Source organism: Microbispora sp. CA-135349 (assembly GCF_050947365.1).
Classification (GTDB): Bacteria; Actinomycetota; Actinomycetes; order Streptosporangiales; family Streptosporangiaceae; genus Microbispora.
Genome location: NZ_CP192001.1, coordinates 5994823 through 6017242, shown reverse-complemented (window position 1 = coordinate 6017242; position 22420 = coordinate 5994823). Strand labels below are relative to the sequence as shown.

The following is a 22420-nucleotide window of genomic DNA, read 5'->3' as shown; positions in this document are numbered from 1 at the left end:
CGCCGATCGCCGTGCTGGTCGCCGCTCCGATCCTGCGGGGGCGTCCTGGCGCGCGTCAGCCGGTCAGCGCGCGGACCACGGCGGTGACGACGACGGCGACCGCGACGATCACCAGGAACGGCGCGCGCAGCAGCAGCGCGACGGCCGCCGCCGCGAGCCCCGCGGCCCGGGCGTCGACGACGAGTGTGCGGCCGTCGGCGAAGGTCTGCAGGGCGATCAGCGCGGCCAGCGCCGCGATCGGCACCAGCGCGGCCAGCCTGCGCACGAGCGGCCGCTCCAGCACCGCCGCCGGCACCGACAGTCCGAGCAGCTTCACCGCGTAGCACCCGGCGGCGGTGACCACGATCGCGACCCAGACCATCAGCGTCCTCCTCGGGGCGAGCGGCGGGAGAGGAGCCGTGAGGCGGCCAGCACGGCGGGCGCGGCGAGCACGGCCACCAGCACCGGCACCCCCACGGGAACGAAGGGCACGACGGCGAGGGCCAGCACGACGGCCAGCACCGCCACCGCCGCCTCATGACGCGGGAAGGCCGCGGCCCGGACCGGCCCCGATACGCCGGACGGCGCAGATGGGCTGGGCGCCGCGTCACCGTGGCGGTTCGAGCCGCCCGAAGGTGCCGCGTCGCCGCCGATGTCCGAGCCGGCGGACGCCGCGCCCTCGGCAGGATCCGAGGCGGCGGAGGGTGACGTAGGAGCGGCGGAAGACGCGGAGGAGGTCCCGGAGGAGGTTATGGAGGAGGCCACGGGCGAGGCCGCCGCGGAGGCCGCGGAGGAGGATCGTGCCCGGAGCATGGGGAGGAGCAGGGCGAGGAAGACGGCCGGGCCGGCGGCGTCGAGGCCCCAGGCCGCCGGATCGCCCAGCGCGGAGGCGCCCAGCGCGCCGAGGAACGTCGTGATGTTCCATCCGGCGTACAGGCTGACCCCGGTGACCGTGAACCCGAGCCGGGCGAGGCGCCGGTCGGGCTGGGCCAGGGCCACGGCGGAGGTCTCGTCGATCACCCACTGCGCGGCGAGCGGGCGGACCGCTGCGGGGAGCCCGAGCAACTGCGACAGCCGCAGCCCGTAGAAGGCGTTGCGGACGCCGAGCAGCAGCGCCCCGGCCGCGGCGGCGAGCGGATTCCCGCCGGTGCCGAGCGCGCCCACCAGCGCGAACTGCGACGCCCCCGTGAACACGAACAGCGACAGCACGCACGTCTGGACGACGGTCAGCCCCGCGCCCGCCGAGGTGACGCCGAACGCGAAGCCGGACAGGCCGACGGCCGTGCCCACCCCGAGGGCGTCCCGCACGACCGCCGCCCGGGGCTTCGGCGGCAGGCCGGCCTGCACTGGTGTCGTGGTCACCCGCCTGAGGGTAACGAACTGGGCGGAAAGTCCCTTATATGGGTCAGCGCCGCGTTCGTCCCCACCGCCACGTCGGGCAGGGCGGCTCACCGGACCACGCGCCCGGCCGCGACAGCGCGAGGCCCTTGATCCCCCCGGCCGCCGGTGCGCCCCCGCGCGCGGGCGTGCGGAGCCACGCGGGCCCGGGTGGCCGGTCCCTGTGCGGCGGTGCGGATCAGCCCGCGCAGACCAGGATCCGCATGGACCGGTCGGCGAGACAGACCTTGGCCCCGGGGGGCAGGGTCTCCTCGGCGTACGGGTCGTCGCGGACCTCTTCGGCGGCGGTGTCGAGGACGGGACGCCAGGCGGCCCCCAGCTCCGGACCTGGGAGGGCGAACGTCAGGTTCTCGTGGTGCGCGTTGATCAGCAGCAGGAACGTCTCGTCGCTGATCCGCTCGCCACGCGGGCCCGGCTCGCTGATCGCCTCGCCGTTCACGTACACCGCCAGGGACTTGGCGTAGCCCGTGTGCCAGTCGCCGTCGGTCATCTCCGCGCCCGAGGGCGTGAGCCAGATGATGTCCCTGCTGCCGTCCCCGACCGGGCGGCCCTGGAAGAACCGGCGCCGCCGGAAGACGGGATGCGCCCGCCGTAACGCGGCCAGGCGGCGGACGAATTCGAGCAGATCGCCCTCCTGCCGGACCAGCGACCAGTCGATCCAGGAGATCTCGTTGTCCTGGCAGTAGGCGTTGTTGTTGCCGTGCTGGGTGCGGCCGAACTCGTCGCCCGCCAGCAGCATCGGCACGCCCTGCGACACGAACAGCGTGGTGAGCAGGTTGCGCCGCTGACGCCGGCGCAGCCGTACGATCGCCGGGTCCTCGACCGGGCCCTCGGCGCCGCAGTTCCACGAGCGGTTGTCGTCCGTGCCGTCGCGGTTGCCCTCGCCGTTGGCCTCGTTGTGCTTGTGGTCGTACGACACGAGATCGGTGAGGGTGAACCCGTCGTGGGCGGTCACGAAGTTGATCGAGGCGACCGGGCGGCGGCCGCTGCTGGCGTAGAGATCGCTCGACCCGGCCAGGCGCGAGGCGAACTCGGGCAGCGTCTGGGAGGCCCCGCGCCAGAAGTCCCGCACGGAGTCGCGGTACTTGCCGTTCCACTCGGTCCACAGCGGCGGGAAGTTCCCGACCTGGTAGCCGCCGGGGCCGACGTCCCACGGCTCGGCGATGAGCTTGACCTGCGAGATCACCGGGTCCTGCTGGATGAGGTCGAAGAACGCGCTCAGCCGGTCGACGTCGTGCAGTTCCCGCGCCAGCGCGGCGGCGAGGTCGAAGCGGAAGCCGTCCACGTGCATGTCGAGCACCCAGTAGCGCAGCGAGTCCATGATCAGCTGCAGCGCGTGGGGCGAGCGGACGTTCAGCGAGTTGCCGCAGCCGGTGTAGTCGAGGTAGTAGCGGCGGTCCTCCTCGCGCAGGCGGTAGTAGGCGACGTTGTCGATGCCACGGAAGCCGAGCGTCGGGCCCATGTGGTCGCCCTCGGCGGTGTGGTTGTAGACGACGTCGAGGATCACCTCGATCCCCGCCTCGTGCAGGGCGCGCACCATCGCCTTGAACTCCTGGACCTGCTCGCCGCGCTGCCCGGACCCGGCGTACGCGTTGTGCGGCGCCATGTAGGCGATCGTGTTGTAGCCCCAGTAGTTGGTCAGCCCCCGGGCGACCAGGAAGTGCTCGGGCACGAACTGGTGGACGGGCATCAGCTCGACCGCGGTCACGCCGATCGACAGGAGATGGTCGAGCACGGCCGGGTGCGCGAGCCCCGCGTAGGTGCCCCGCTGCTCCTCGGGGACCGCGGGATGGCGCATGGTCAGGCCGCGCACGTGCGCCTCGTAGATCACCGTCTCGTGGTACGGCGTGCGGGGCGGCCGGTCGTTGCCCCACTCGAAGAACGGGTTCACGACCACGTTCTTCGGCATGTACGGCGCGGAGTCCTGAGTGTTCAGCCGGGCCGGGTCGGCGAAGTGATACGAGAACAGCGAGTCGTTCCAGCGCACCGAGCCCTCGATCGCCTTGGCATAGGGGTCGAGCAGCAGCTTGGACGGATTGCACCGGTGCCCGTGGTCGGGCCGGTAGGGCCCGTGCACGCGGAAACCGTACCGCTGGCCGGGCATGATCCCCGGCACGTACCCGTGCCAGACGAACCCGTCGACCTCGGGCAGGTCGACGCGGGTCTCTTCGCCCCTGTCGTCGTACAGGCACAGCTCGACCCGCTCGGCCACCTCCGAGAACACCGAGAAGTTGGTGCCCACACCATCCCAGGCGGCGCCGAGCGGGTAGGGCTCTCCAGGCCAAACCTCGCGCATGTAACCTCATTCTCCACTGCCGGGACGATTCGTGCACCCGCGAGGTCGCCCGACCTCGCACGGGCACGGGGGAGCCCCCGCCGGATCGGGTCCGGCGGGGGCTCCCGCTGGCACTCAGCCGACGAGTTCGGCGTTGAGGCTGATCGTCGTTCCGGCGAGCGCCTGGCTCACCGGGCAGTTCGCCTTGGCCGTCTCGGCGGCCTGCTGGAAGTCCTCGGCCGAGATGCCGGGCACCTGCCCGCGAACGGAGATCACGATGCCGGTGATGCCCTGACCCGGCTGGAAGGTCACGTCCGCCCGGGTCTCCAGCGACTGCGGCGGCGTGCCGGCCTTGGCCAGGCCGTTCGACAGCGCCATCGAGAAGCACGAGGAGTGGGCGGCGGCGATCAGCTCCTCCGGGCTCGTCTTGCCATTGGCCTCCTCGGCGCGGGAGGGCCAGGAGACGTCGAAGGTGCCGACCCCGGAGGAGTCGAGCGAAACGGTGCCCGAACCGTCGAGCAGCGCGCCCTTCCACTGCGTCGTCGCGGTACGAGTGGTCGCCATGGCGATATCCCTTCAGTAAGCGAAGCCTATCCACAGTGACCTTAACGCCGCCGCCGGTGCGCCGGGCCCACCGGCATGGCCGGTGGGCTCACGCCGGCGCCGCGCGGTCCAGGATCGCCTCCAGATCGAGGCCGGAGGGCAGCGTGCCGAAGGCACGTCCCCAGTCGCCGGACAGGCGCGAGGCGCAGAACGCGTCGGCCACCGCGGCGGGGGCGTGCCGTACGAGCAGGGACGCCTGCAGGACCAGCGTCATCTCCTCGGCCACCCGGCGCGCGTCGGCCTCTCCCGCCGAGGCGAGCGTCTTCAGCACCCGCTCCGCCGCGTCGGCGACCCGCCTGTCCTGAGCCGACGCCACCTCGGCGAGGAACGCCTCGACCGCCTCGGGCTCCCTGGCCAGCACCCGCATCAGGTCGAGGGCGGCCACGTTGCCCGAGCCCTCCCAGATGCCGTTGAGCGGCGACTCCCGGAACAGCCGGGGCATCTGCGACTCCTCGACGTAGCCGTTGCCGCCGAGGCACTCCAGCGCCTCGGCCGCGTGGACCGGGGCCCGCTTGCACACCCAGTATTTGCCGGCGGCGAGCGCGGCCCGCCGGAACAGGCCCTCGGCCGCGTCCCCCCGGATGGCCCGGTCGGTCGCCCCGGCCAGGCGCATCATGAGCGCGGTCGCCGCCTCCGACTCCAGCGCCAGGTCGGCGAGCACCGAGCGCATCAGCGGCTGCTCGGCCAGCGTCCGGCCGAACGCCGTGCGGTGGCGGGCGTGGTGGAGCGCCTGCGTCAGCCCGTAGCGCATGCCGGCGGCGGAGCCGATCACGCAGTCGAGCCGGGTCATGTTCACCATCTCGATGATCGTCCGGACGCCCCGGCCCTCCTCGCCGACGAGGAAGGCGACGGCGCCCTCGTACTCGACCTCGGCCGAGGCGTTCGACCGGTTGCCGAGCTTGTCCTTCAGCCGCATCAGGCGCATCGCGTTGCGGCTGCCGTCGGGCAGCACGCGGGGGAGCAGGAAACACGACAGGCCGCCTGGGGCCTGGGCCAGCACCAGGAACACGTCGCACATCGGGGCCGAGTTGAACCACTTGTGCCCGGTCAGCGCGAAACTCCCGTCGCCCAGCGGTTCGGCCCTGGTGGTGTTGGCCCGCACGTCGGAGCCGCCCTGCTTCTCGGTCATGGCCATCCCGGCCAGCACACCGCGCTTGTCCTGCGGCGGGCGCAGCCCGAAGTCGTACGTGCGGGAGGCCAGCAGCGGCTCCCACTCCGCCCGCAGCGACGGCGAGTGCCGCAGCGCGGCCACGGCGGCGTACGTCATCGAGATCGGGCAGCCGTGCCCGGCCTCGACCTGGGACCATGTGAAGAACTTGGCGGCCCTGGCGACGTGCGCCCCCGGCCGGGCCGACGTCCAGGGCGCGGCGTGCACGCCGCTCTCGACCGCGACGGTCATGAGCTCGTGCCATGCCGGGTGGAACTCCACCTCGTCGATCCTGTTGCCGTACCGGTCGTGGGTGCGCAGGACGGGCGGGTGCTCGTTGGCCAGCCGCCCCCACTCCTGGGCCTTCGCAGAACCGGCCAGCAGGCCGAGCCGGCGCAGCTCCCCGGTCGCCCAGTCCGCCCCCTCCCTGGAGAGCCCCTCCAGCAGCGCCTGGTCTGCCGAGACGTCGTGGCCGGTCAGCGGGGGCGCCTGGTTGGTCACGTCGTGGGTCACCGAGACCTCCGGAGGAAGCCCGGTCCTTCGGGGCCGGGAGGAATCCGGACCTCGTAAGGGGTGGCCCGGCGGAGCCGGGACAACCCAGAGCGGGAAGCGCTCATGATTTGCTCCTTTCGCTGACCGGTCAGGCAAAGCCTCTGTACAAATGCGAACATGCGTACGGCCTACAAGGTGCGGGTCTACCCCACCCCCGACCAAGCCGCGGTGTGAACCGCACGTTCGGCTGCGTACGCCTGGTCTGGAACACGGTCCTGGCGTGGCGGCACACCCGCTACCGCGCCGACGGCGTGACGACCTCCTACGCGCAGACCGACCGGCACCTGACCGAGCTGAAACGCGACGGCGGCCACGACTTCCTGTACGAGGTCTCCAGCGTTCCGCTGCAGCAGGCATTGCGGCACCAGCACACGGCGTTCGTCAGGGCGATCTCCGACTGCGGGTGGGGGGAGTTCCGTCGCCAACTGGAGTACAGGACCGCCAAGTACGGCCGGACCCTGGTCGTGATCGACCGCTGGTATCCCAGCTCGAAGACGTGCAGTGCGTGCGGGCACCTGCTCGCTCACCTCTCGCTCGGCACTCGGACGTGGCAGTGCCCGTCCTGCGGCACCCGGCACGACCGGGACGTGAATGCCGCCAAGAACATCCTGGCCGCTGGTCGAGCGGTGTCCGCCTGCGGAGCTGATGTAAGTCCGCAAGGGTCCTCCCTTCGGCGGTCGGCTGTGAAGCAGGAAGCCCAGCCCGTGAGGGCGGGAATCCCCCGCCTTTAGGCGGGGGAGGAAGTCAATGGGTCCTCCTGTCGGTGATGCCGGACTCCTCGATGCCGAGTCCGTCAGAGGCCGGGACTCCATCTCAGCATCCCGGGCCGCCGGGATGAACACCCGGGCTCACCCCGCGGGACCGGCGGTTCAGGGAGTGACACACGGCCGGTAGTCCCGCCACCTCCGCGTCAGGCACCCGAGATCTCCAGACCGAGCTCGTGGGCCGCCTCCAGGGCGAGGTCGCGAGCGTAGTCCTGATCGGCGCCCGCCTCGCACAGCACCCGGTGGACGCCCTCGATCGCGCGCCGGTCCCCGCGCCCGGCCAGGCCCCGCGCGGCCTCGGCCACCGTCGTCAGATCGCGGTCCGCGAGCCGGGTGACCAGTGCGTCCCTGATTCGGGGGGTGTCGGCGGGCAGGCCCGCGATGCCCATCGTCGCCCAGTCGCGCACCTCGTCGGCGGCGCACTCGCTCAGCCGGATCAGCGCGGTCAGGCCGTCCTCGTCGTCGGGCGGCAGGACCGCGGCGAGCGCGACGGGGTCGTGGACGGTGGGTTCCCGGCCGGGGGCGCCGACGATGCGCAGCACCTCGGGGAGCGCCCGCTCGTCGGCCCGGTGGCCGAACGCGTGCAGCAGCGCCTCGACGACCGCGGGCTCGCTCTCGTGCTGGGCCATGTCGCGCAGGAGCTCCAGAGTGCGGTCGTGGTAGGGGTCGCGCCCCGCGTCCCGGCCGAAGCCCGTCTCCTTCCCGAACCCTGTCTCCTCGCCGAATTCCGCGAGCACGTCGGCACCGAACTCCCGCCTGACCGGGTCGTCGCTCTCGCACAGCCGGGCCAGCGAGAGGAACGTCTCCTCGTCGTGGCGCGACTGGAGCGCGTGGACGGCCGCCCACCACGTCTCGTCGTCCTCGTCCAGCTCGCGATAGGGCAGCACGCGCGTGAGCAGCGCGTCGGCGGGCGGCCTCAGGCCGAGAGCCGTCTCCAGAGCCGTCGCGATGGCGGCGTGCCCGTGCTGGCGGGTGATCGAATACGCGCGGTCGGCACCGCGCGCCTCGACCGTCACCCGCCGGGTGCCGTCCGGGGCGGAGCTGTGCGCGGTCAGCACGGTGTGCTCGCCCTCCACCCGCGCGGAGACCTCCTCGCGTATCAGGGCTTCGAGATCCACCGCCGCCAGCCGCGTGGCGATCTCCAGCGGGGTCGCGCCGTCCCAGCCGGGCGCGGACGGGTCGGCGCCGTGCTCGAGCAGGGACCACACGATCCCGTAAGCCCCGAAGATCGTGGCCAGCGTCAGCGGGGTGTCGCCGTCGTCGTCGGCCCGGCCGGGATCGGCCCCGGCGTCGAGCAGGATGTCGGCCGACTCCAGGTTGCCGTTGGCCGCGGCCCACAGCAGGGCCGTCCAGCCGCCCTCCTCCGCCGCGTCGGGGTCGGCGCCGCCGTCGAGCAGCGCCTGCACCGTCTCGGCGTGGTTCCAGCACGCCGCCGCGCAGAGCGGAAGGCCCTCCTCGTGCCCCCCGCTCGGCAGGTCGGGGTCGGCGCCGTACTCCAGGAGCAGCCTGACGATGTCGTGGTGCCCGCCCACGGCCGCCCGGTAGAGCGGCGTGGTCCCCTGAGCGGGGTTCACGGCGGTGTCCGGGCGCAGCATCGTCGCCACCCGAGCGACGTCCCCTCCCGCTATAGCCTCCAGCAACCTGCTGCGGGTCACGCTTCCATGCTCACACAGCCCCTTCCGGGCCTCGTCCCCAGGGAGCGATGCGACGGCGCATCGGGCGGCGAGGAGGGCCCGCACCGGCCGCGGCGCCCGGGGGAAGGGCGGTGGTGGCACCGCCGCGCCGGGAGAGAACCCGCGCTCCGGCTTCTCGACTCGGAGATCATGGAGAGTAGGGAGGCCTCTCTTGCTTCTTGGCCCGTTTCGGTTGCGTAAGCGTATTCATGTCGTCACTTTGGGTGAGTGACATCAGCCTCCAGGCCCCCTGCCGGCAGCACGACGGGCGGACTCGGCTGCGCCGTCGTCGCCGCTCTCGTCCTGCTCGCCACGATCGTGTACGGGTGCGGCGCCTCCGCCCGCGACAACCAGTCTGCGCCTGCCCCGGGCCGCACCTGGTTCTCCCCTGAACCGTCCTCGGGGGAGTCGCCGCCCGATCGCGGTGGCAACGGCATCGGCGCACCCGCCGGCGCCCCCACCGGTGTCCCCACCATGGCCGAGGCGGACCAGGCCGGCGATGAGCCCGACGAGTCGCAGGACCCGCCCGCCCCCAGGCGCAAGCCGCGCCACACTCCGCGCCACACTCCGCGCCACACCGTGCGCCACACCCCGCGCAGGGAACATCACGACACGGGTCCGGCCGATTCGAAGGCCGTCCACGGAGTCCGCCCGGGCGGGTTCTGCGGCGATCCCGGTGCTGTCGGCGTAGCCGGCAACGGCAGGACGTACGTGTGCCGGGACGGCCATTGGCGTCGATGAATCGCCGCCCCGTGATGCGCGGCCGGCCGGTGACGGGCCGCCACCACGCGGACCGGCCACCGTCATGGAGGCCCTCGTGGTCAGGCATGCGATCACGGCCAGCCGCCCGGGCGACGCAGGGACCGTGTCAGAGGATCGTTCGCAGGGAGGAGGGGGATCGCGGCCGGCCGGGATACGGTGAAGGGCGTGAATGATCCGGGTGGTATGCGGGCATCCGACGCCGAACGCGAGGCCGTGGTGGAACGGCTGCGCGTGGCGTCCGCGGAGGGGCGGCTGACCCTCGCGGAACTGACCGAGCGGACCGAGGCCGCCTATCTGGCGCAGACCCACGGCGAGCTCGCCCAGATCACCGCCGACCTGCCGGGGTCGTCACCCGCGCCCGCCTCCGCTCCCGTGGCGCCGGCCGCCCCGCGAGGCAGGATGCGGAAGTGGATCGTGGCGGTGATGGGCGACGCCAAGAGGACCGGCACATGGCGGATCGACGACGGCATCGGCGCGGTCTGCGTGATGGGCGACGTGGTTCTCGACCTGCGGCAGGCCGAGGTGCGCGGGCGTGAGGTGGACATCGTCGCCACGTGCGTGATGGGCGACGTCAAGATCATCGTGCCGGACGGCGTGGACGTCGAGCTCTCCGGCGTCACGATCATGGGGGACAAGAAGGTCCAGGTGGTCGAGGCGCCCCGCGGCCAGTCCGCCCCCGTCGTCAAGGTCACGGCGTACGTGCTGATGGGCGATGTGAAGATCATCGGTGACTCCCGGGCCGCGCCGATCAAGCGCGGGTGGTTCGCCTGGAGCGAATGGTGGCAGGAGCGCCGCCGGCACCCGGGCTTCGGGGGACACGAGATTCCCGACCGCCGCCGCCACGGCCTGCACTGATCCGGCCGCACTGATTCCGCCCGCAACGGCCGGCTGTGAGCCGGGTGGCCGTACGAGGCAACGCGGGGGCGCTCCCGGGGCGTAGTCATCGGTGACCGCTGACCAAGGGATCACCGAGAACCGGGGGGCCGCACATGCGCGACCGGGCCGACTTCGAGCGCTACGTGGAACAGCGCTCGGACCGTCTGCTGCGAACGGCCTACCTGTTCTGCCGCGACTGGGCCACGGCCGAGGACCTGCTCCAGACGGCGCCGGCGAAGGCGTGGCTGGCCTGGCGCAGGGTCGGCGAGAACCCCGACCCGTACGTCTACCGCATCCTGGCCAACACCCACGCCTCCTGGTGGCGCAGGCGCTGGCGGGGCGAGCAGCCGGCCGACGTGCTGCCGGCGCCGCCGCGGCGCCGCGGGGGCGGTGCTGCCCGCCGGCCTGGCCGCCACGGTGATGGTGGCGACCGCGCCGCGCACGGTCACGACCGCGCCCGGCGACGGCCGGTACGCCGCCGCCGCGACGGCCGGCCCGTCGCTGTCCCCCCGCGAGCGGTACACCGCGGGGTCCCGCGTCTCCCGGTGGTGCCGGCGGCGCGGCGTCCGGTCCCGGAACGGGCCGTGGGGATCCTCCGGGAGCGGTGAGGTCGAACCCACCCCTCGACGTCGTCGGGACCGAGGCCCTTGGCCGGCCTCGGTCCCAAGGGCGAAAGGGCCTACCGGAAACTCCGGCCACCTGTGCGCTGGGCGAGAAGCATGAAAATTTCACCGTGTGTCATCGCCGATTCGCTGAGCGGTCCCGCGATAACACCCAGTCAGCCCGCGCTCGGAATCATGGGGTCGACGCGAACGGGTGCGCCGGACGCTTGACAGCGGCGCTCTGCCTCGTATTTGCTCCGCCCGACACCACCGCCATCCACTTCAACGGAGAGGGGCTCGATCAGCAGACGAAATGTGAGCGCTAACAATAGGAGCCCTGCGCGGAAGTGACCGGGTTGCCATGCGACCGCGACGGCACCACGTCATGGCTGTACATCCTCACGGTCCGCGACGTCCCGGCCGAAAGGTTCTCCATTTACAGCGGTGGAAGCCGGAGCCGCCGTGCACGGGTCGTCGCAGCAGTCCCGGCCGGCCGGCGAGCACCACACATCGAAGTCCGGCACATCCGACCGGCGGTGGCAGCGCCGGTGAGCATCACCTCCGAGCCGGTACGTCACGTACGCGGCCCGCAGAGGCGTCAGCCGTGAGGCTCGGCACCACCCGGCGGCTGTATCGCCGGCGGGTTCGGGCCGATCCCCACACCGGCAGGGCCGAACCCTGCCGGGTTCGCCCTCGACGAAGCCCCTGCACAGTTTCCCGGCGAGCTGTTGCGCGACGGTCGAACACCACGGTGCCCGCGCCTTGGGGTGGGGCGTTCTCTGTCAGAGCTCGACAAGGAGGAACACAACGGTGCGAAGACATGTGAGTGAATCGTCAGTCGGTGGCGCCGCCGGACTTGGGCCGCGGCCCGGCCGGGGACGCCGCTTGATGCACCGCATGACGGCCGCGACGGTGGTCGTTCTCGGGCTGCTCTCGATGACCATCGCGACACACGCGGCATCGGCCGCCGACAACCCCTATCAGCGGGGTCCCAACCCGACCCTGGCCAGCGTGTCGGCCACCCGGGGGACGTTCGCCACCGCGCAGATCAGCGTGCCGGGCGGGAACGGCTTCGGCAGCGGTGTGATCTACTACCCGACGGACACCAGCCAGGGGACCTTCGGCGGCGTCGCGATCGTGCCGGGCTACTCCGCCCTGTTCGCCAACGAGGAAGCGTGGATGGGCCCCTGGCTCGCGTCCTTCGGCTTCGTCGTGATCGGGATCGAGACCAACAGCCGCACCGACAGCGCGGACGCCCGGGGGACCCAGCTGCTCGCCGCGCTGGACTACCTCACCCAGCGCAGCGCGGTGCGCGACCGGGTCGACCCCAACCGCTTGTCGGTGGTCGGCCACTCCGCGGGCGGAGCCGGCGTCCTGTCCGCGCTGCTCCGGCGGCCCACGCTGAAGGCCGGGGTCGGGCTCGCGCCCGGCTCGCCCGTCGGGGACTACCGTCTGTCCAACGACCGTGTGCCGACGATGTTCATCTCGGGCCAGAGGGACACGACGGTCACGCGGTCCTACCTCGACGGGCTGTACAGCACCATCCCGGCCTCGACGCCGAGCGCGTGGGTGGAGATCACCGGTGTGGACCACCTGTTCGCGACCCGTGCGAACACCACCGAGATGCGGGTGCTGATCCCCTGGTTGAAGATCTTCCTCGACGACGACACCCGGTACACCCAGTTCCTGTGCCCGCAGCTGGCGGACTCCGGCAACGTCTCGATGTACCGGAGCAAGTGCCCGTACGTGCCGCCGGGCGGGTCGTCGCCGTCCCCCAGCCCGTCCGCGTCGCCGTCCGCGAGCCCGTCCGCGAGCCCGTCCGCGTCGCCGTCCGCCAGTCCGTCGATCTCGCCGTCGCCGTCGCCGTCCGCCAGCCCCTCGGCGTCGAGCGCCTGCACGGCGAGCTACCGTACGGTGAACTCATGGTCCGGGGGCTTTCAGGGCGAGGTCACGGTGACGGCGGGCGCTTCGGCGATCAACGGGTGGACCGTCGGCTGGACGCTGAGCGGCGGCCAGACGATCAACCAGGTGTGGAACGGCACGCTGAGTGCCAACGGCTCTGCAGTCAGGGTGACGAACGCCTCGTACAACGGCTCCATCCCCGCGTCCGGCTCGAGCACGTTCGGCTTCCTCGGCACCGGTACGCCGTCGGCCCCCTCACTCACATGCACCAGCCCGTGATCCCTGCCGGCACGCCGTAGCGCGTAATCAGGTGAGACGCGGCGGACCCAGGAGCCGATAACGGTCCGCCGCGCTTCGCCGACGAGATGATCCACCACGGTCGGCGGCCCGGGCGCGGGCACGCACGCGACAGCGTGATCTCGCTGTGGCGTCAGGCGGCGTCGCGGGCCTCGCGTACGGCCTGGGCGTGGCGTTCGAGCAGGAGCGCGGCCAGTTCGGGGGCGGGACCGAGGACGCCGGCCACGGCGTGCGCCCCGGCCTCCAGGGTGTCGCGCTCCACCTTGTCGGCGAAGTGACCGGGGGCCAGCAGATACGGCGCCACCACGACCCTCGGGGCGCCCGCGCGCGTCAGCCGTACGACCTCGTCCCGGGGCGTGGGGGCCGCGGCCGAGGCGTAGGCGGCGGTGACCGACCACCAGGGGCGGGTGCGCGCCCACTCGCGGGCGACGTCGGCGATCGTCGCGTTCGCCCTGCGGTCGCTGGAGCCCGCGGAGACGAGCACCACGGCGGTGTGCGGGTCGCCGATCTCCACGCCGGCCTCGGCGAGGCGGCGTTCGAGAGCCCGGACGAGCAGCGGATGCGGGCCGAGCGTGGGGCCGCAGACGGCCCGCAGTCGCGGCGTGCGGCCGGCCGCCTCCCGCAGCGCCGCCGGGATGTCCACCCGGCTGTGGTAGGCGGCGGTGAGCAGCAGGGGGAGCACGACGGCCTCGTCCAGTCCCGACAGCGCCTGCGGCAGCGACGGCGTGGCGTGGTCGAGATAGGCGGCGCGCACGTCCAGGCCGGGCCGCGCCCGCCGTACGCCGTCGAGCAGCGCCTCCACGGTCGCGGCGGCGCGCGGGTCGCGGGACCCGTGCGCCACCGCGATCAGCGGGGCGTCCGCGTGTGAAACGGTCGTCACAGATGGATACCGCATTCGATCTTGCCGAGGCCGGCCCAGCGGCCGCTGCGCGGGTCCTCGCCCGGGGCCACCCGCCGGGTGCAGGGGGCGCAGCCGATCGAGGGGTAGTCGTCGTAGTGCAGCGGGTTGATCAGGACGCCGTTGTCGGCGATGTAGTTGTCGACGTCCTCCTGGGTCCACCGGGCGATGGGGTTGACCTTCACCATCTGCCGCTTGGCGTCCCACTCCACGACCTTGGTGTTCGCCCGGGTGGGCGACTCGTCGCGGCGGATGCCCGACACCCAGGCGAGGTACGGCTCGAGCGCCCGGTTGAGCGGCTCGACCTTGCGCAGGTAGCAGCACAGGTCGGGGTTGCGCCCGTACAGGCGCGGACCGAGGTCGCGGTCCTGCTCCTCGACGGTCCTGGACGGCTTCACGTTGATCACGTTGACCTGGTAGACCGCCTCGACCGCGTCCCGGGTGCCGATGGTCTCGGCGAAGTGGTAGCCGGTGTCGATGAACAGCACGTCGACACCGGGCTTGACCCTGCTGACCAGGTCGATCAGCAGGGCGTCGCTCATCGACGAGGTGAGACAGAGGCGGTCGCCGAAGGTGGCCGCGGCCCACCGGATGATCTCCCGGGCCGGCGCGTCCTCAAGGAAGCGCGCGGCGGACTCCACGATGCCCTGCAGGTCCAGCGTGACCCGCTGCCGCTCCAGCCCTGCCTCTATCTCCGCCACCGACATCGGTACTCCTCACACGTCGTTCACTGATTCATCGGTTGATTGGACGAAAGCCTTCGGGGATCACGAACGCACGCCGAGGCCGAGGAATTTCACCCGAAAGGCACGGGCGCAGGATCTGCAGTACCATCCGTGGCTCTCCTCCTCGGTCACGTAGGGCTCCAGGTCCTCCTCGCCGCAGTACGGGCAGTAGAACGGCGCCGCCCGCTCGGTCGTCACTTGAGGTCGGCCTCGTCGGCGCGCTGGACCCATTCGGCGAAGGACTCGCCGTCGTTCTTCTGCTTCTCGTAGTTGCGCACGACCCGCTCGACGTAGTCGGGCAGGTCCTCGGCCGTGGTCTTGAGGCCCCGGACCTTCCGGCCGAAGCTCGGGTTCAGGCCGAACGAGCCGCCCAGGTGGACCTGGTAGCCCCCGACCTGCTCACCCTTGTCGTTGACGACGAGCTGGCCCTTCAGCCCGATGTCCGCCGTCTGGATGCGGGCGCAGGAGTTCGGGCATCCGTTGAGGTTGATCGTCAGCGGCTCGTTGAAGTCGGGCAGGCGCCGCTCCAGCTCGTCGATCAGCTCCGACGCGGCGTTCTTGGTCTCGACGATCGCGAGCTTGCAGTACTCGATGCCGGTGCAGGCCATCGTCTGGCGGCGGAAGGTGGACGGGTTGACCCGCAGGTCGGACGCCTCCAGCTCGGCCACGATCGACTCCACCTGGTCGGGGGCGACGTCGAGGATGACCATCTTCTGCTCGATGGTGGTCGCCACCCGGCCGGACCCGTGGCGCTCGGCGATGTCGGCGATCCGGTGCAGCAGGTCGCCGCTGAGGCGGCCCACGCGCGGCGCGAAACCGACGTAGTAGTTGCCGTCGCGCTGGAGGTGGACGCCGACGTGGTCGCGCCGGTCCCCTCGCGGCGCGGCGGGAGCCGGGCCGTCGGGCAGCTCGTACTTGAGGTACTCGGTCTGCAGCACGTCGCGGAACTTCTCCGGGCCCCAGTCGTTCATCAGGAACTTCAGCCGCGCCCTGCCGCGCAGCCGCCGGTAGCCGTAGTCGCGGAAGATGCCGGTGACGCCGGCCCACACCTCGTGGGCCTGCTCGGGCCGGACGAACACGCCGAGCCGCTTGGAGAACATCGGGTTGGTCGACAGGCCGCCGCCCACCCACAGGTCGAAGCCGGCCTCGCCCTGCTCGTTCACCACGCCGACGAACGCGATGTCGTTGATCTCGTGGACCGTGCAGTGCGCGGCGCAGCCGCTGATCGCGGTCTTGAACTTGCGCGGCAGGTTCGAGAACGCCGGGTCGCCGATGTACCGCTCGCGGATCTCCCGGAGCTGGGGCCGTCCGTCGATGACCTCGTCGGCGTCGATCCCCGCCAGGGGACAGCCGAGCATGCCGCGCGGGGTGTCGCCGCACGCCTCGGTGGTGGACAGGCCCACGGCCTCCAGCCGCGCCCACATGTCCGGCACCGACTCGATCTCCACCCAGTGGAGCTGGATGTTCTGCCGGTCGGTGACGTCCGCGGTGCCCCTGGCGTAGTCGTTGGAGACGTCGGCGATCACGCGGAGCTGCTCCAGGCTGAGCTGGCCGCCGTCGGTCCGGATGCGGATCATGAAGTAGCGGTCGTCGAGCTCCTCGGGCTCGAGGACGGCCGTCTTGCCGCCGTCGATGCCCGGCTTGCGCTGGGTGTACAGGCCGTACCAGCGGAACCGGCCACGCAGGTCGGCGGGGTCGATGGAGTCGAAGCCGCGCTTGGAGTAGATGTCGATGATCCGCTGACGGACGTTCAGCCCGTCGTCGGCCTTCTTGTTCTCCTCGTTCTTGTTCAGTGGCTCACGGTAACCGAGAGCCCACTGACCTTCGCCGCGCGGGCGCTTGTGGTGGCGGTTCGCCGGGCGGGCCGGGGTGCTCATGGGCACACGTCCTTCTCCGAGGCTCGGTCTGAGATCGGTTGACGGCGGACGCCGGCGCAGGCGGCCTCTCACCTCGTCGTCGAGTGTGAGGGCATGAAAAAGACGCCTGGCCGAGCGCCCGGATGGATCAGCGGAGGGCGACGGTCAGCCGGCGTCGATACAGATCGCGCTACGGACACGCAGGAGATCGACGTGGCGTCGCACGACGAGCAACGGGTCCGCTGGCATGTCCCAAACGATACCCCTGAGATCCTGGATGTCCAAGTTCGTGTCCAGGATGCGGGATTGTGACGGCAATGTGACGCGGGGTCCTCAGCCCTTGCGGACCCAGTTCTCCGGAGGCTCGGCCTCGTGGTCCCTCTCGGACGGCTCCTGGTGCTGGCAGTCGCACCAGGACCCGCCGCGGCAGTCCTCGTGCCGGTGCTCCCCGCACGCTCGGCAGATCATGTCTCCATTGTTCACCGCGTATCACAGGCGGATGACAGCGGTATGCGCCGATCGCTTCGTGAGGGTTCTCGCAAGGAACGGGCAGGGGCCCCTATTCTGGGCGGCGACAACTCGCCCGCAGATCACGTACTAACCGCCGCGGCAGCGGGTAGAGCCCAGTTCTCATGACCGGTTGGGTGCCATGACCTCCACCGACGCGCCGTCGCGCAGGCCGCGGCGTCTCACGCGCAAGGGGATGGCGCTCGCCCGGACGCGCCTCACGTGGCTGCGCGACACGAACGTCTGGGCCCTGGCCAAGGCGACCACGATGGCGGGCGTCAACTACCGGGTGACCGGTCTCGCGGGCGAGGCGGCGTTCTTCGCGCTGCTGTCGCTGCCGCCGTTCGTGCTCGGGCTGCTCGGCGTCATGGGCCATCTGAGCGGGCTGCTCGGCCCGGCCGCCATCGCCGAGATCAGGCGCTGGGTCGTGGAACAGTCCGAGCTGCTGTTCACCCACAACACCGTGGAGCGGGTCGTCAAGCCGCTGCTGGCCGACGTGCTGAGCGGCGGTCAGGTCTCGCTGATCTCCGTCGGCTTCCTGCTGTCGCTGTGGTCGGGCTCGCGGGCCCTGTTCGTCTATGTCGACCTCATATCCATCGCGTACGGCCTGGGGGAGACCCGGGGGATCATCCGCACCCGGGTCCTGTCGTTCGTCCTCTATCTCGCCGCGTTGCTGATCGGGCTGGTCGTCATGCCGATCCTGGTCATCGGGCCCACCCTGATGTCCAACGCCCTGCCCAGGTACGCCGCGCTCGTGACCGTCCTCTACTGGCCCGTGGTCGTGATCGGCTCGGTGCTTATGCTCACGCTGCTCTACCACGTGAGCGTCCCGCACCGGACGCGCTGGTGGCGCGAGACTCCGGGGGCCGTGCTGGCGCTGGTGATCTGGATCGTGTGCGCCGCGTTCCTGCGCGAGGTGCTGGCGGCCTGGTTCACCCCGCTGTCGATCTACGGCTCGCTCGCGGCGCCGATCGCCGTGCTGCTGTGGCTCTACATCACCGCGCTCGCCGTGCTCATCGGGGCGACGCTGAACGCGGAGGTGGACCGGCTGTGGCCGCTGGAGGGCGCCAGCCGGCATGAGCACCATCACCGCAAGTCCCGGTGAAGGCTGATCCAGCCTGACCTCAGGCCGTTCGACATCATGCCCGCGAGCGAAGACGGAGCCTGCCAGTGCAGCACGCTTGCGGCCCAACGGCTGCAGCCGGGCGACTCGACCTCCCGGGGTTCGGGCTCTTCGCCGACGTGCCCGTCTCGGCGGAGTGAGGGGGTTGTTTCGCTCCGATAAAGTGGGGGCGTCGCGACTGGCGCTGAGGCTCCTCTGGGAGGGGCACAAGGTGGGGCACCACCGGGGAGCGAAATCGCGGAGGCCGTGCGCCTGGGTCGCCGCCGCCGTCGACGTGGAGAAGGAAGGCGCCATGGCTGAGAACTCGCTGAACGTCGTCGATCCCGAGATCGCCGAACTGATCAGGGCGGAGGAGCGGCGGCAGGCCGACACCGTCAAGCTGATCGCGTCAGAGAACTACGTGTCCAGGGCCGTCCTGGAGGCGACCGGGACCGTCCTCACCAACAAGTACTCCGAGGGTTACCCGGGCAAGCGTTACTACGAGGGCCAGCAGGTCATCGACAAGATCGAGACGCTGGCGGTCGAGCGGGCCAAGTCGGTCTTCGGCGTGAGCCACGCCAACGTGCAGCCCTACTCGGGCTCGCCCGCCAACCTCGCCGTTTATCTCGCGTTCCTGAACCCGGGCGACACCGTGCTCGGCATGGGCCTGCCGTTCGGCGGCCACCTCACCCACGGCTGGTCCGTGTCCGCCACCGGCAAGTGGTTCAACTCCGTCCGCTACGGCGTGCGCCGCGACACCGGCCGCATCGACATGGACGAGGTGCGCGCGCTGGCGCTGGAGCACCGGCCCAAGCTGATCTTCTGCGGCGGCACCGCGATCCCGCGCACGATCGACTTCCCGGCCTTCGCCGAGATCGCCAGGGAGGTCGGCGCGGTGCTGGCGGCCGACATCGCCCACATCGCGGGCCTCGTCGCCGGCGGCGCCCACCCCTCGCCGGTCGGGTACGCGGACGTGATCTCCACGACCACTCACAAGACCCTGCGCGGCCCGCGCGGCGCGATGCTCATGGCGAACTCCGAGGAGGTCGGCAAGGCGCTCGACAAGGCCGTGTTCCCCGGCCTGCAGGGCGGCCCGCACAACCACACCACGGCCGCCATCGCCGTCGCGCTGCACGAGGCCGCCCAGCCGGAGTTCAAGGCGTACGCCGCGCAGATCGTGAAGAACGCGAAGGCGCTCGCCGACGAGCTGCTCGCCCGCGGGTTCGACCTGGTCTCCGGCGGCACCGACAACCACCTGATCCTGATGGACCTCACGTCCAAGGGCGTCGGCGGCAAGCCGGCCGCGCAGGCTCTCGACCGGGCGGGGCTGGAGACCAACTACAACGCCGTGCCCTTCGACCCCCGCAAGCCGTTCGACCCGTCGGGCATCCGCATCGGCACGCCGTCGGTCACCTCCCGGGGGATGGGCGAGGCCGACATGCGCCAGATCGCCGCGTGGATGGACGAGGTCGTCACCGCGGTGGCCAAGGGCGACGCGGAGGACGTGATCGCCCGGGTGCACGGCGAGGTCACCGAGCTGACGAGCCGGTTCCCCACCCCCGGCCTGTCCTGACCCCCACGCCCACGCCGTGATCTCGTACTGCGAGATCACGGCAAGGGTGGGTGGGGGGATCTAATGGGTTGCGGGGAGCGGCCGGGGTGCTGTTAGTGTTCCTCCGTCGCCGCGAATCCGTGCGGCCGGGACCAGGGAGGTGAGGACTATGCGGGTCTTTCTGACGACCATGCCGTCCGTCAACTCCCGGGTGTCCGCCTGATCTCTTCGCACTGAGACACCCGGTTTCCGAAGGGTGTCTACCAGCAGTGTTCAACGAACTTTCTCTTCTCGGCTGGCACGACGGGCTCGCCGAGCAGCTTCCCGACCTGCCCGGCGGCGCCGCACCGGGGCGCGTGGCGCGGGTCGACCGTGGCGCCGCCGAGGTCGTCTCCGCCGGCGGAACCCATCAGGCGCGGTTCGGCGCCCGCGTACGCAGGGCCGCGGCGGCCGATCCGCTCGCGCTTCCGTGCGTGGGGGACTGGGTCGCGCTCAGCCGGCTCGATGAGGGCCGCTACGAACTGGCCGAGGTGCTGCCCCGCCGTACGGCCTTCGTCCGGGGCGGGGTGAGCCGCGACTCGCGCGGAGGGCTGTCGGGCGACGGCCAGGGCCAGGTCCTGGCCGCCAACGTCGACGTCGTCTTCGTGGCCGAGCCGTCCATGCACGCCACGGATTTCGCGGATCTCGGGCGGATCGAGCGCCTCGTGGCGCTGGCCTGGGAGAGCGGCGCCCGGCCGGTCGTGCTCGTCACCAAGGCCGACCTGTTCGACCAGGGCCTCGGCGATCTCCTCGCCGACGTCGCGGCGGCCGTGCCCGGCGTCGACGTCCACCCGGTCTGCTCGCTCACCGGCGACGGGGTGGATCTGGTGCGGGCCCACCTGGGCCCCTCGGGGACCGCGGTGATCCTCGGCCCGTCGGGCGCCGGCAAGTCCACGCTCGTCAACGCCCTCGCCGGCGCGGAGGTCATGGAGACCCAGCAGGTCAGGGCCGCCGATGGGCGGGGCAGGCACACCACGGTCCACCGGCAGCTCATCCCGCTGCCCGGCGGCGGGCTCGTCATCGACACCCCCGGCATCCGCCGGGTCGGGCTGTACGAGATGAGCGAGGGCGTCGACCTGGTCTTCTCCGACATCGAAGAGCTGGCCGAGGGCTGCCGGTTCTCCGACTGCCGGCATCGAGAGGAGCCCGGCTGCGCGGTGCTGGCGGCGGTCGAGTCGGGTGAGCTGCCCGAGCGGCGGCTGGAGAGCTGGAACCGGCTCCAGCGCGAGGCCGCCTGGATGGCCCGCCGCACCGACGCCCGGCTGCGCGCGGAGGAGACCCGCAAGTGGAAGACCATCCACAAGCAGATGCGGGGCATGAGCCGCCCGTGACGAGCCCGGCGGGCGGAGGAGCGCACCCTTCTTCGGGGTGCGGTGCCGGCCGGCCGCTACGGCGTGTGGAAGGACGGGTGAAACCGTAAGGGCGCCCCGCGTGTGCCCGTCTCCCTCGGGGGGGACGGGACGCGGAGCGCCCGGCGGTGACGCGTGTCGGGGAAGGGGGAAACGCTCAGGCGACGGCGCTGATGCCGGCGCTCGCGGCGCGGCGCATACGGCGGCGGCGCTCGGACGCGCGCTCGTCCTCGTTGAGGCCGCCCCACGTGCCGTACTTCTCCGGCCGGGAGAGCGCGTAGTCGAGGCACTCCGCTCGCACAGGACACTGAGCGCAGATGGCCTTGGCCTTGCGCTCCCGGATGTCGCGCTCGGGCTGACGCTCACCGTCAGGACCGAAGAACAGCACCAGGTCCTCTCCCCGGCACGCGGCATCATCCTGCCAACCCCAGCTGGGGCGCGGGCGGGCGAGCTGCCGACGTACCTGAGACATGAGAAACCACCTTTGGTGAGAGGTATTTCAGTGTTTGTGCCGCATTGGACGCTTGTGGCGTCCCTTGTGCCAACGCCGGGACAGGCCGTGGTGTTCCCGGCTCCGGGGCGGAGCCCTCAGGTCAATACCGGCGTGAGCTCGCTCAGTCCGGCCAACCTGTAGGTCGGAATTCCGTCGGCGCAGGTCATACCACACGGTGCCGTGAACACCGCGGGTTCGACCACGACCCGGAATCGCGACGTCCCACGCTCCGTCGTGCGCCGCACGACGCAGATCGTGGTGTCGTCAACCGACCGGGAGGATTCCACGGCCACCCCGCCGACCGAGAGCTCGCCGGTATGCGCCCGGACGAAGTGCTCGGCGGCCTGCAGTGGCTCAGGGATACCCGCGCGTCCCCGGAAACGGTCGAGGACAACCTCGCCGAGCCGGTACGCGTTTGCCGCCGCGATCGCAGCAGCCTGAGACATGCTGCCGTAGTAAAGCCCGTGTGGCAAGCATACGAGGTTGGCGGCGTATCGATCGCCGCCGACATGTGTGGTTTCCCACACTTCGCCGGGCAGGTTCTCGTCGAGGAACCGCGCCAGCGGGAGACCAAGGCGCGCACAGCACGCGTTGTGCCTGCCGTGCGTGCAGACCAGGAACATCGGCTCGTTCACCAGTATGCAGGACTCCGGAACCACTCCGTGCACGAGTGCGCCCAGGTCAAGATCGTCGGGGCGCTCCACGAAGCCCTCCGCGAGCCACGGATCCTCCACCGCGACGGCGGCGACGTAGACGTGCAGGGGGCCCGTGAGGGCCTCGCGGCGGCCGGGCCGGCGGATGAGTTGCGGCCGGATGTCAAGAGCTCTGGCGCGGGAGATCAGCCGGTGGACGTCCTCCGGCAGCCCGCACTCCTCCAGCTCCGCGGCCCAGGGCCCGGGGTGCTCGATGAGCAGCCAGAACCGGCCCTTCCTGGTCGCACTCGCCAGGATCGGCGCCTCCCCCGTGTGGCAGGCGGCGGGGTGCTCGCACCCGTTGGCCATCCGGTCCCGTCCTTCTCTCGCGTTTCTTAGGTAAGACTAACCTTAGCGACTTACCTCGGAGGCCGCGC

The 22420-nt window shown here is 71.5% G+C and carries 22 protein-coding genes, 2 pseudogenes and 1 riboswitch; of the genes and pseudogenes, 10 read left to right on the top strand and 14 right to left on the bottom strand.

What is annotated here, in order from left to right; all coding sequences use genetic code 11:
- Positions 1-55 precede the first annotated feature (55 nt).
- From ACQPZZ_RS27625 to ACQPZZ_RS27605, 5 genes are all read right to left on the bottom strand, one after another.
- Positions 56-364 (bottom strand): AzlD domain-containing protein, encoded by a 309-nt coding sequence (locus ACQPZZ_RS27625; protein ID WP_432934571.1) that lies wholly within the window; start codon positions 362-364, stop codon positions 56-58.
- Complete coding sequence (locus ACQPZZ_RS27620; protein WP_432923790.1) at positions 361-1341, bottom strand: AzlC family ABC transporter permease; 981 nt, start codon at positions 1339-1341, stop codon at positions 361-363. The genes ACQPZZ_RS27625 and ACQPZZ_RS27620 overlap by 4 nt, the downstream gene beginning before the upstream one ends.
- A gap of 214 nt (positions 1342-1555) precedes the next feature.
- Entirely contained in the window at positions 1556-3673 is a 2118-nt protein-coding gene (gene glgX, locus ACQPZZ_RS27615; protein WP_432923788.1) for a glycogen debranching protein GlgX, read from the bottom strand.
- 114 nt (positions 3674-3787) lie between these two features.
- Complete coding sequence (locus ACQPZZ_RS27610) at positions 3788-4216, bottom strand: OsmC family protein (RefSeq protein ID WP_363638703.1); 429 nt, start codon at positions 4214-4216, stop codon at positions 3788-3790.
- A gap of 88 nt (positions 4217-4304) precedes the next feature.
- Positions 4305-5915 carry an isovaleryl-CoA dehydrogenase gene (locus ACQPZZ_RS27605; RefSeq protein WP_432923786.1) on the bottom strand — a complete coding sequence of 537 codons (1611 nt, stop codon included), beginning with the start codon at positions 5913-5915 and terminating at the stop codon, positions 4305-4307.
- A 156-nt stretch (positions 5916-6071) separates the two neighbouring features.
- On the opposite strand from ACQPZZ_RS27605, the gene ACQPZZ_RS27600 reads away from it, so the two are divergent.
- From ACQPZZ_RS27600 to ACQPZZ_RS27590, 3 genes and pseudogenes are all read left to right on the top strand, one after another.
- The gene (locus ACQPZZ_RS27600) at positions 6072-6128 is read left to right on the top strand and encodes a helix-turn-helix domain-containing protein (protein ID WP_432934569.1); all 57 of its coding nucleotides are present in this window, start codon (positions 6072-6074) and stop codon (positions 6126-6128) included.
- Positions 6125-6169: pseudogene (locus ACQPZZ_RS27595) on the top strand (helix-turn-helix domain-containing protein); the annotation flags it as partial. The gene ACQPZZ_RS27600 and the pseudogene ACQPZZ_RS27595, both read left to right, overlap by 4 nt.
- A 168-nt stretch (positions 6170-6337) precedes the next feature.
- Positions 6338-6685, top strand: a pseudogene (locus ACQPZZ_RS27590) (RNA-guided endonuclease InsQ/TnpB family protein); the annotation flags it as partial.
- 179 nt (positions 6686-6864) lie between these two features.
- On the opposite strand, the gene ACQPZZ_RS27585 reads toward ACQPZZ_RS27590, so the two are convergent.
- The gene (locus ACQPZZ_RS27585) at positions 6865-8373 is read right to left on the bottom strand and encodes an ankyrin repeat domain-containing protein (RefSeq protein WP_432923784.1); all 1509 of its coding nucleotides are present in this window, start codon (positions 8371-8373) and stop codon (positions 6865-6867) included.
- A gap of 246 nt (positions 8374-8619) precedes the next feature.
- On the opposite strand from ACQPZZ_RS27585, the gene ACQPZZ_RS27580 reads away from it, so the two are divergent.
- From ACQPZZ_RS27580 to ACQPZZ_RS27565, 4 genes are all read left to right on the top strand, one after another.
- A complete protein-coding gene (locus ACQPZZ_RS27580; protein WP_432923782.1) occupies positions 8620-9132 on the top strand; it encodes a hypothetical protein in 513 nt (170 codons plus the stop codon).
- Positions 9133-9318: 186 nt separating this feature from the next.
- On the top strand, positions 9319-10008 hold the full coding sequence (locus tag ACQPZZ_RS27575) for a DUF1707 SHOCT-like domain-containing protein (RefSeq protein ID WP_432923780.1): 690 nt from the start codon (positions 9319-9321) through the stop codon (positions 10006-10008).
- 134 nt (positions 10009-10142) lie between these two features.
- Positions 10143-10637: a sigma factor gene (locus ACQPZZ_RS27570; RefSeq protein ID WP_432923778.1), complete on the top strand. Its 495-nt coding sequence runs from the start codon at positions 10143-10145 to the stop codon at positions 10635-10637.
- 891 nt (positions 10638-11528) lie between these two features.
- On the top strand, positions 11529-12812 hold the full coding sequence (locus tag ACQPZZ_RS27565; protein ID WP_432923776.1) for a cellulose binding domain-containing protein: 1284 nt from the start codon (positions 11529-11531) through the stop codon (positions 12810-12812).
- 151 nt (positions 12813-12963) lie between these two features.
- Here ACQPZZ_RS27565 and ACQPZZ_RS27560 read toward each other — a convergent pair whose 3' ends face one another.
- From ACQPZZ_RS27560 to ACQPZZ_RS27535, 6 genes are all read right to left on the bottom strand, one after another.
- Positions 12964-13725, bottom strand: coding sequence for a sirohydrochlorin chelatase (locus ACQPZZ_RS27560; protein WP_363638717.1), 762 nt, complete (start codon positions 13723-13725; stop codon positions 12964-12966).
- Positions 13707-14435, bottom strand: coding sequence for a phosphoadenylyl-sulfate reductase (locus ACQPZZ_RS27555; RefSeq protein WP_030505395.1), 729 nt, complete (start codon positions 14433-14435; stop codon positions 13707-13709). The genes ACQPZZ_RS27560 and ACQPZZ_RS27555 overlap by 19 nt, the downstream gene beginning before the upstream one ends.
- A gap of 60 nt (positions 14436-14495) precedes the next feature.
- Positions 14496-14684 carry an Insertion element protein gene (locus ACQPZZ_RS27550; RefSeq protein WP_139574713.1) on the bottom strand — a complete coding sequence of 63 codons (189 nt, stop codon included), beginning with the start codon at positions 14682-14684 and terminating at the stop codon, positions 14496-14498.
- Complete coding sequence (locus tag ACQPZZ_RS27545; protein WP_432923773.1) at positions 14648-16330, bottom strand: nitrite/sulfite reductase; 1683 nt, start codon at positions 16328-16330, stop codon at positions 14648-14650. The genes ACQPZZ_RS27550 and ACQPZZ_RS27545 overlap by 37 nt, the downstream gene beginning before the upstream one ends.
- Before the next feature lie 144 nt (positions 16331-16474).
- The gene (locus ACQPZZ_RS27540) at positions 16475-16558 is read right to left on the bottom strand and encodes a putative leader peptide (RefSeq protein ID WP_357054749.1); all 84 of its coding nucleotides are present in this window, start codon (positions 16556-16558) and stop codon (positions 16475-16477) included.
- Between the two features lie 84 nt (positions 16559-16642).
- Positions 16643-16777, bottom strand: coding sequence for a hypothetical protein (locus tag ACQPZZ_RS27535; RefSeq protein WP_363638722.1), 135 nt, complete (start codon positions 16775-16777; stop codon positions 16643-16645).
- Between the two features lie 181 nt (positions 16778-16958).
- On the opposite strand from ACQPZZ_RS27535, the gene ACQPZZ_RS27530 reads away from it, so the two are divergent.
- From ACQPZZ_RS27530 to rsgA, 3 genes are all read left to right on the top strand, one after another.
- Positions 16959-17921 carry a YihY/virulence factor BrkB family protein gene (locus ACQPZZ_RS27530; RefSeq protein WP_432923771.1) on the top strand — a complete coding sequence of 321 codons (963 nt, stop codon included), beginning with the start codon at positions 16959-16961 and terminating at the stop codon, positions 17919-17921.
- A 182-nt stretch (positions 17922-18103) separates the two neighbouring features.
- Positions 18104-18204, top strand: a riboswitch (ZMP/ZTP riboswitch).
- Between the two features lie 9 nt (positions 18205-18213).
- Positions 18214-19491: a serine hydroxymethyltransferase gene (gene glyA, locus ACQPZZ_RS27525; protein ID WP_432923769.1), complete on the top strand. Its 1278-nt coding sequence runs from the start codon at positions 18214-18216 to the stop codon at positions 19489-19491.
- A 248-nt stretch (positions 19492-19739) separates the two neighbouring features.
- Positions 19740-20840 (top strand): ribosome small subunit-dependent GTPase A, encoded by a 1101-nt coding sequence (rsgA, locus tag ACQPZZ_RS27520; RefSeq protein ID WP_432923767.1) that lies wholly within the window; start codon positions 19740-19742, stop codon positions 20838-20840.
- A gap of 175 nt (positions 20841-21015) precedes the next feature.
- On the opposite strand, the gene ACQPZZ_RS27515 is transcribed toward rsgA, so the two are convergent.
- The gene (locus ACQPZZ_RS27515) at positions 21016-21330 is read right to left on the bottom strand and encodes a WhiB family transcriptional regulator (RefSeq protein WP_076434697.1); all 315 of its coding nucleotides are present in this window, start codon (positions 21328-21330) and stop codon (positions 21016-21018) included.
- Positions 21331-21446: 116 nt separating this feature from the next.
- A complete protein-coding gene (locus ACQPZZ_RS27510; protein WP_432923765.1) occupies positions 21447-22352 on the bottom strand; it encodes a sucrase ferredoxin in 906 nt (301 codons plus the stop codon).
- Positions 22353-22420: the final 68 nt, after the last annotated feature.

Excerpts from the sequence above, each read along its gene's own strand:
- ACQPZZ_RS27570 (WP_432923778.1), top strand. The coding sequence starts at position 10,143 with ATGCGCGACCGGGCCGACTTCGAGCGCTACGTGGAACAGCGCTCGGAC.
- ACQPZZ_RS27565 (WP_432923776.1), top strand. The coding sequence starts at position 11,529 with ATGACGGCCGCGACGGTGGTCGTTCTCGGGCTGCTCTCGATGACCATC.
- ACQPZZ_RS27535 (WP_363638722.1), bottom strand. The coding sequence starts at position 16,777 with ATGATCTGCCGAGCGTGCGGGGAGCACCGGCACGAGGACTGCCGCGGC.
- ACQPZZ_RS27510 (WP_432923765.1), bottom strand. The coding sequence starts at position 22,352 with ATGGCCAACGGGTGCGAGCACCCCGCCGCCTGCCACACGGGGGAGGCG.
- glgX (WP_432923788.1), bottom strand. The coding sequence starts at position 3,673 with ATGCGCGAGGTTTGGCCTGGAGAGCCCTACCCGCTCGGCGCCGCCTGG.
- ACQPZZ_RS27545 (WP_432923773.1), bottom strand. The coding sequence starts at position 16,330 with ATGAGCACCCCGGCCCGCCCGGCGAACCGCCACCACAAGCGCCCGCGC.
- ACQPZZ_RS27555 (WP_030505395.1), bottom strand. The coding sequence starts at position 14,435 with ATGTCGGTGGCGGAGATAGAGGCAGGGCTGGAGCGGCAGCGGGTCACG.
- ACQPZZ_RS27550 (WP_139574713.1), bottom strand. The coding sequence starts at position 14,684 with ATGGGTCCAGCGCGCCGACGAGGCCGACCTCAAGTGACGACCGAGCGG.
- ACQPZZ_RS27560 (WP_363638717.1), bottom strand. The coding sequence starts at position 13,725 with ATGCGGTATCCATCTGTGACGACCGTTTCACACGCGGACGCCCCGCTG.
- ACQPZZ_RS27540 (WP_357054749.1), bottom strand. The coding sequence starts at position 16,558 with ATGCCAGCGGACCCGTTGCTCGTCGTGCGACGCCACGTCGATCTCCTG.
- ACQPZZ_RS27610 (WP_363638703.1), bottom strand. The coding sequence starts at position 4,216 with ATGGCGACCACTCGTACCGCGACGACGCAGTGGAAGGGCGCGCTGCTC.
- ACQPZZ_RS27515 (WP_076434697.1), bottom strand. The coding sequence starts at position 21,330 with ATGTCTCAGGTACGTCGGCAGCTCGCCCGCCCGCGCCCCAGCTGGGGT.
- ACQPZZ_RS27530 (WP_432923771.1), top strand. The coding sequence starts at position 16,959 with ATGACCTCCACCGACGCGCCGTCGCGCAGGCCGCGGCGTCTCACGCGC.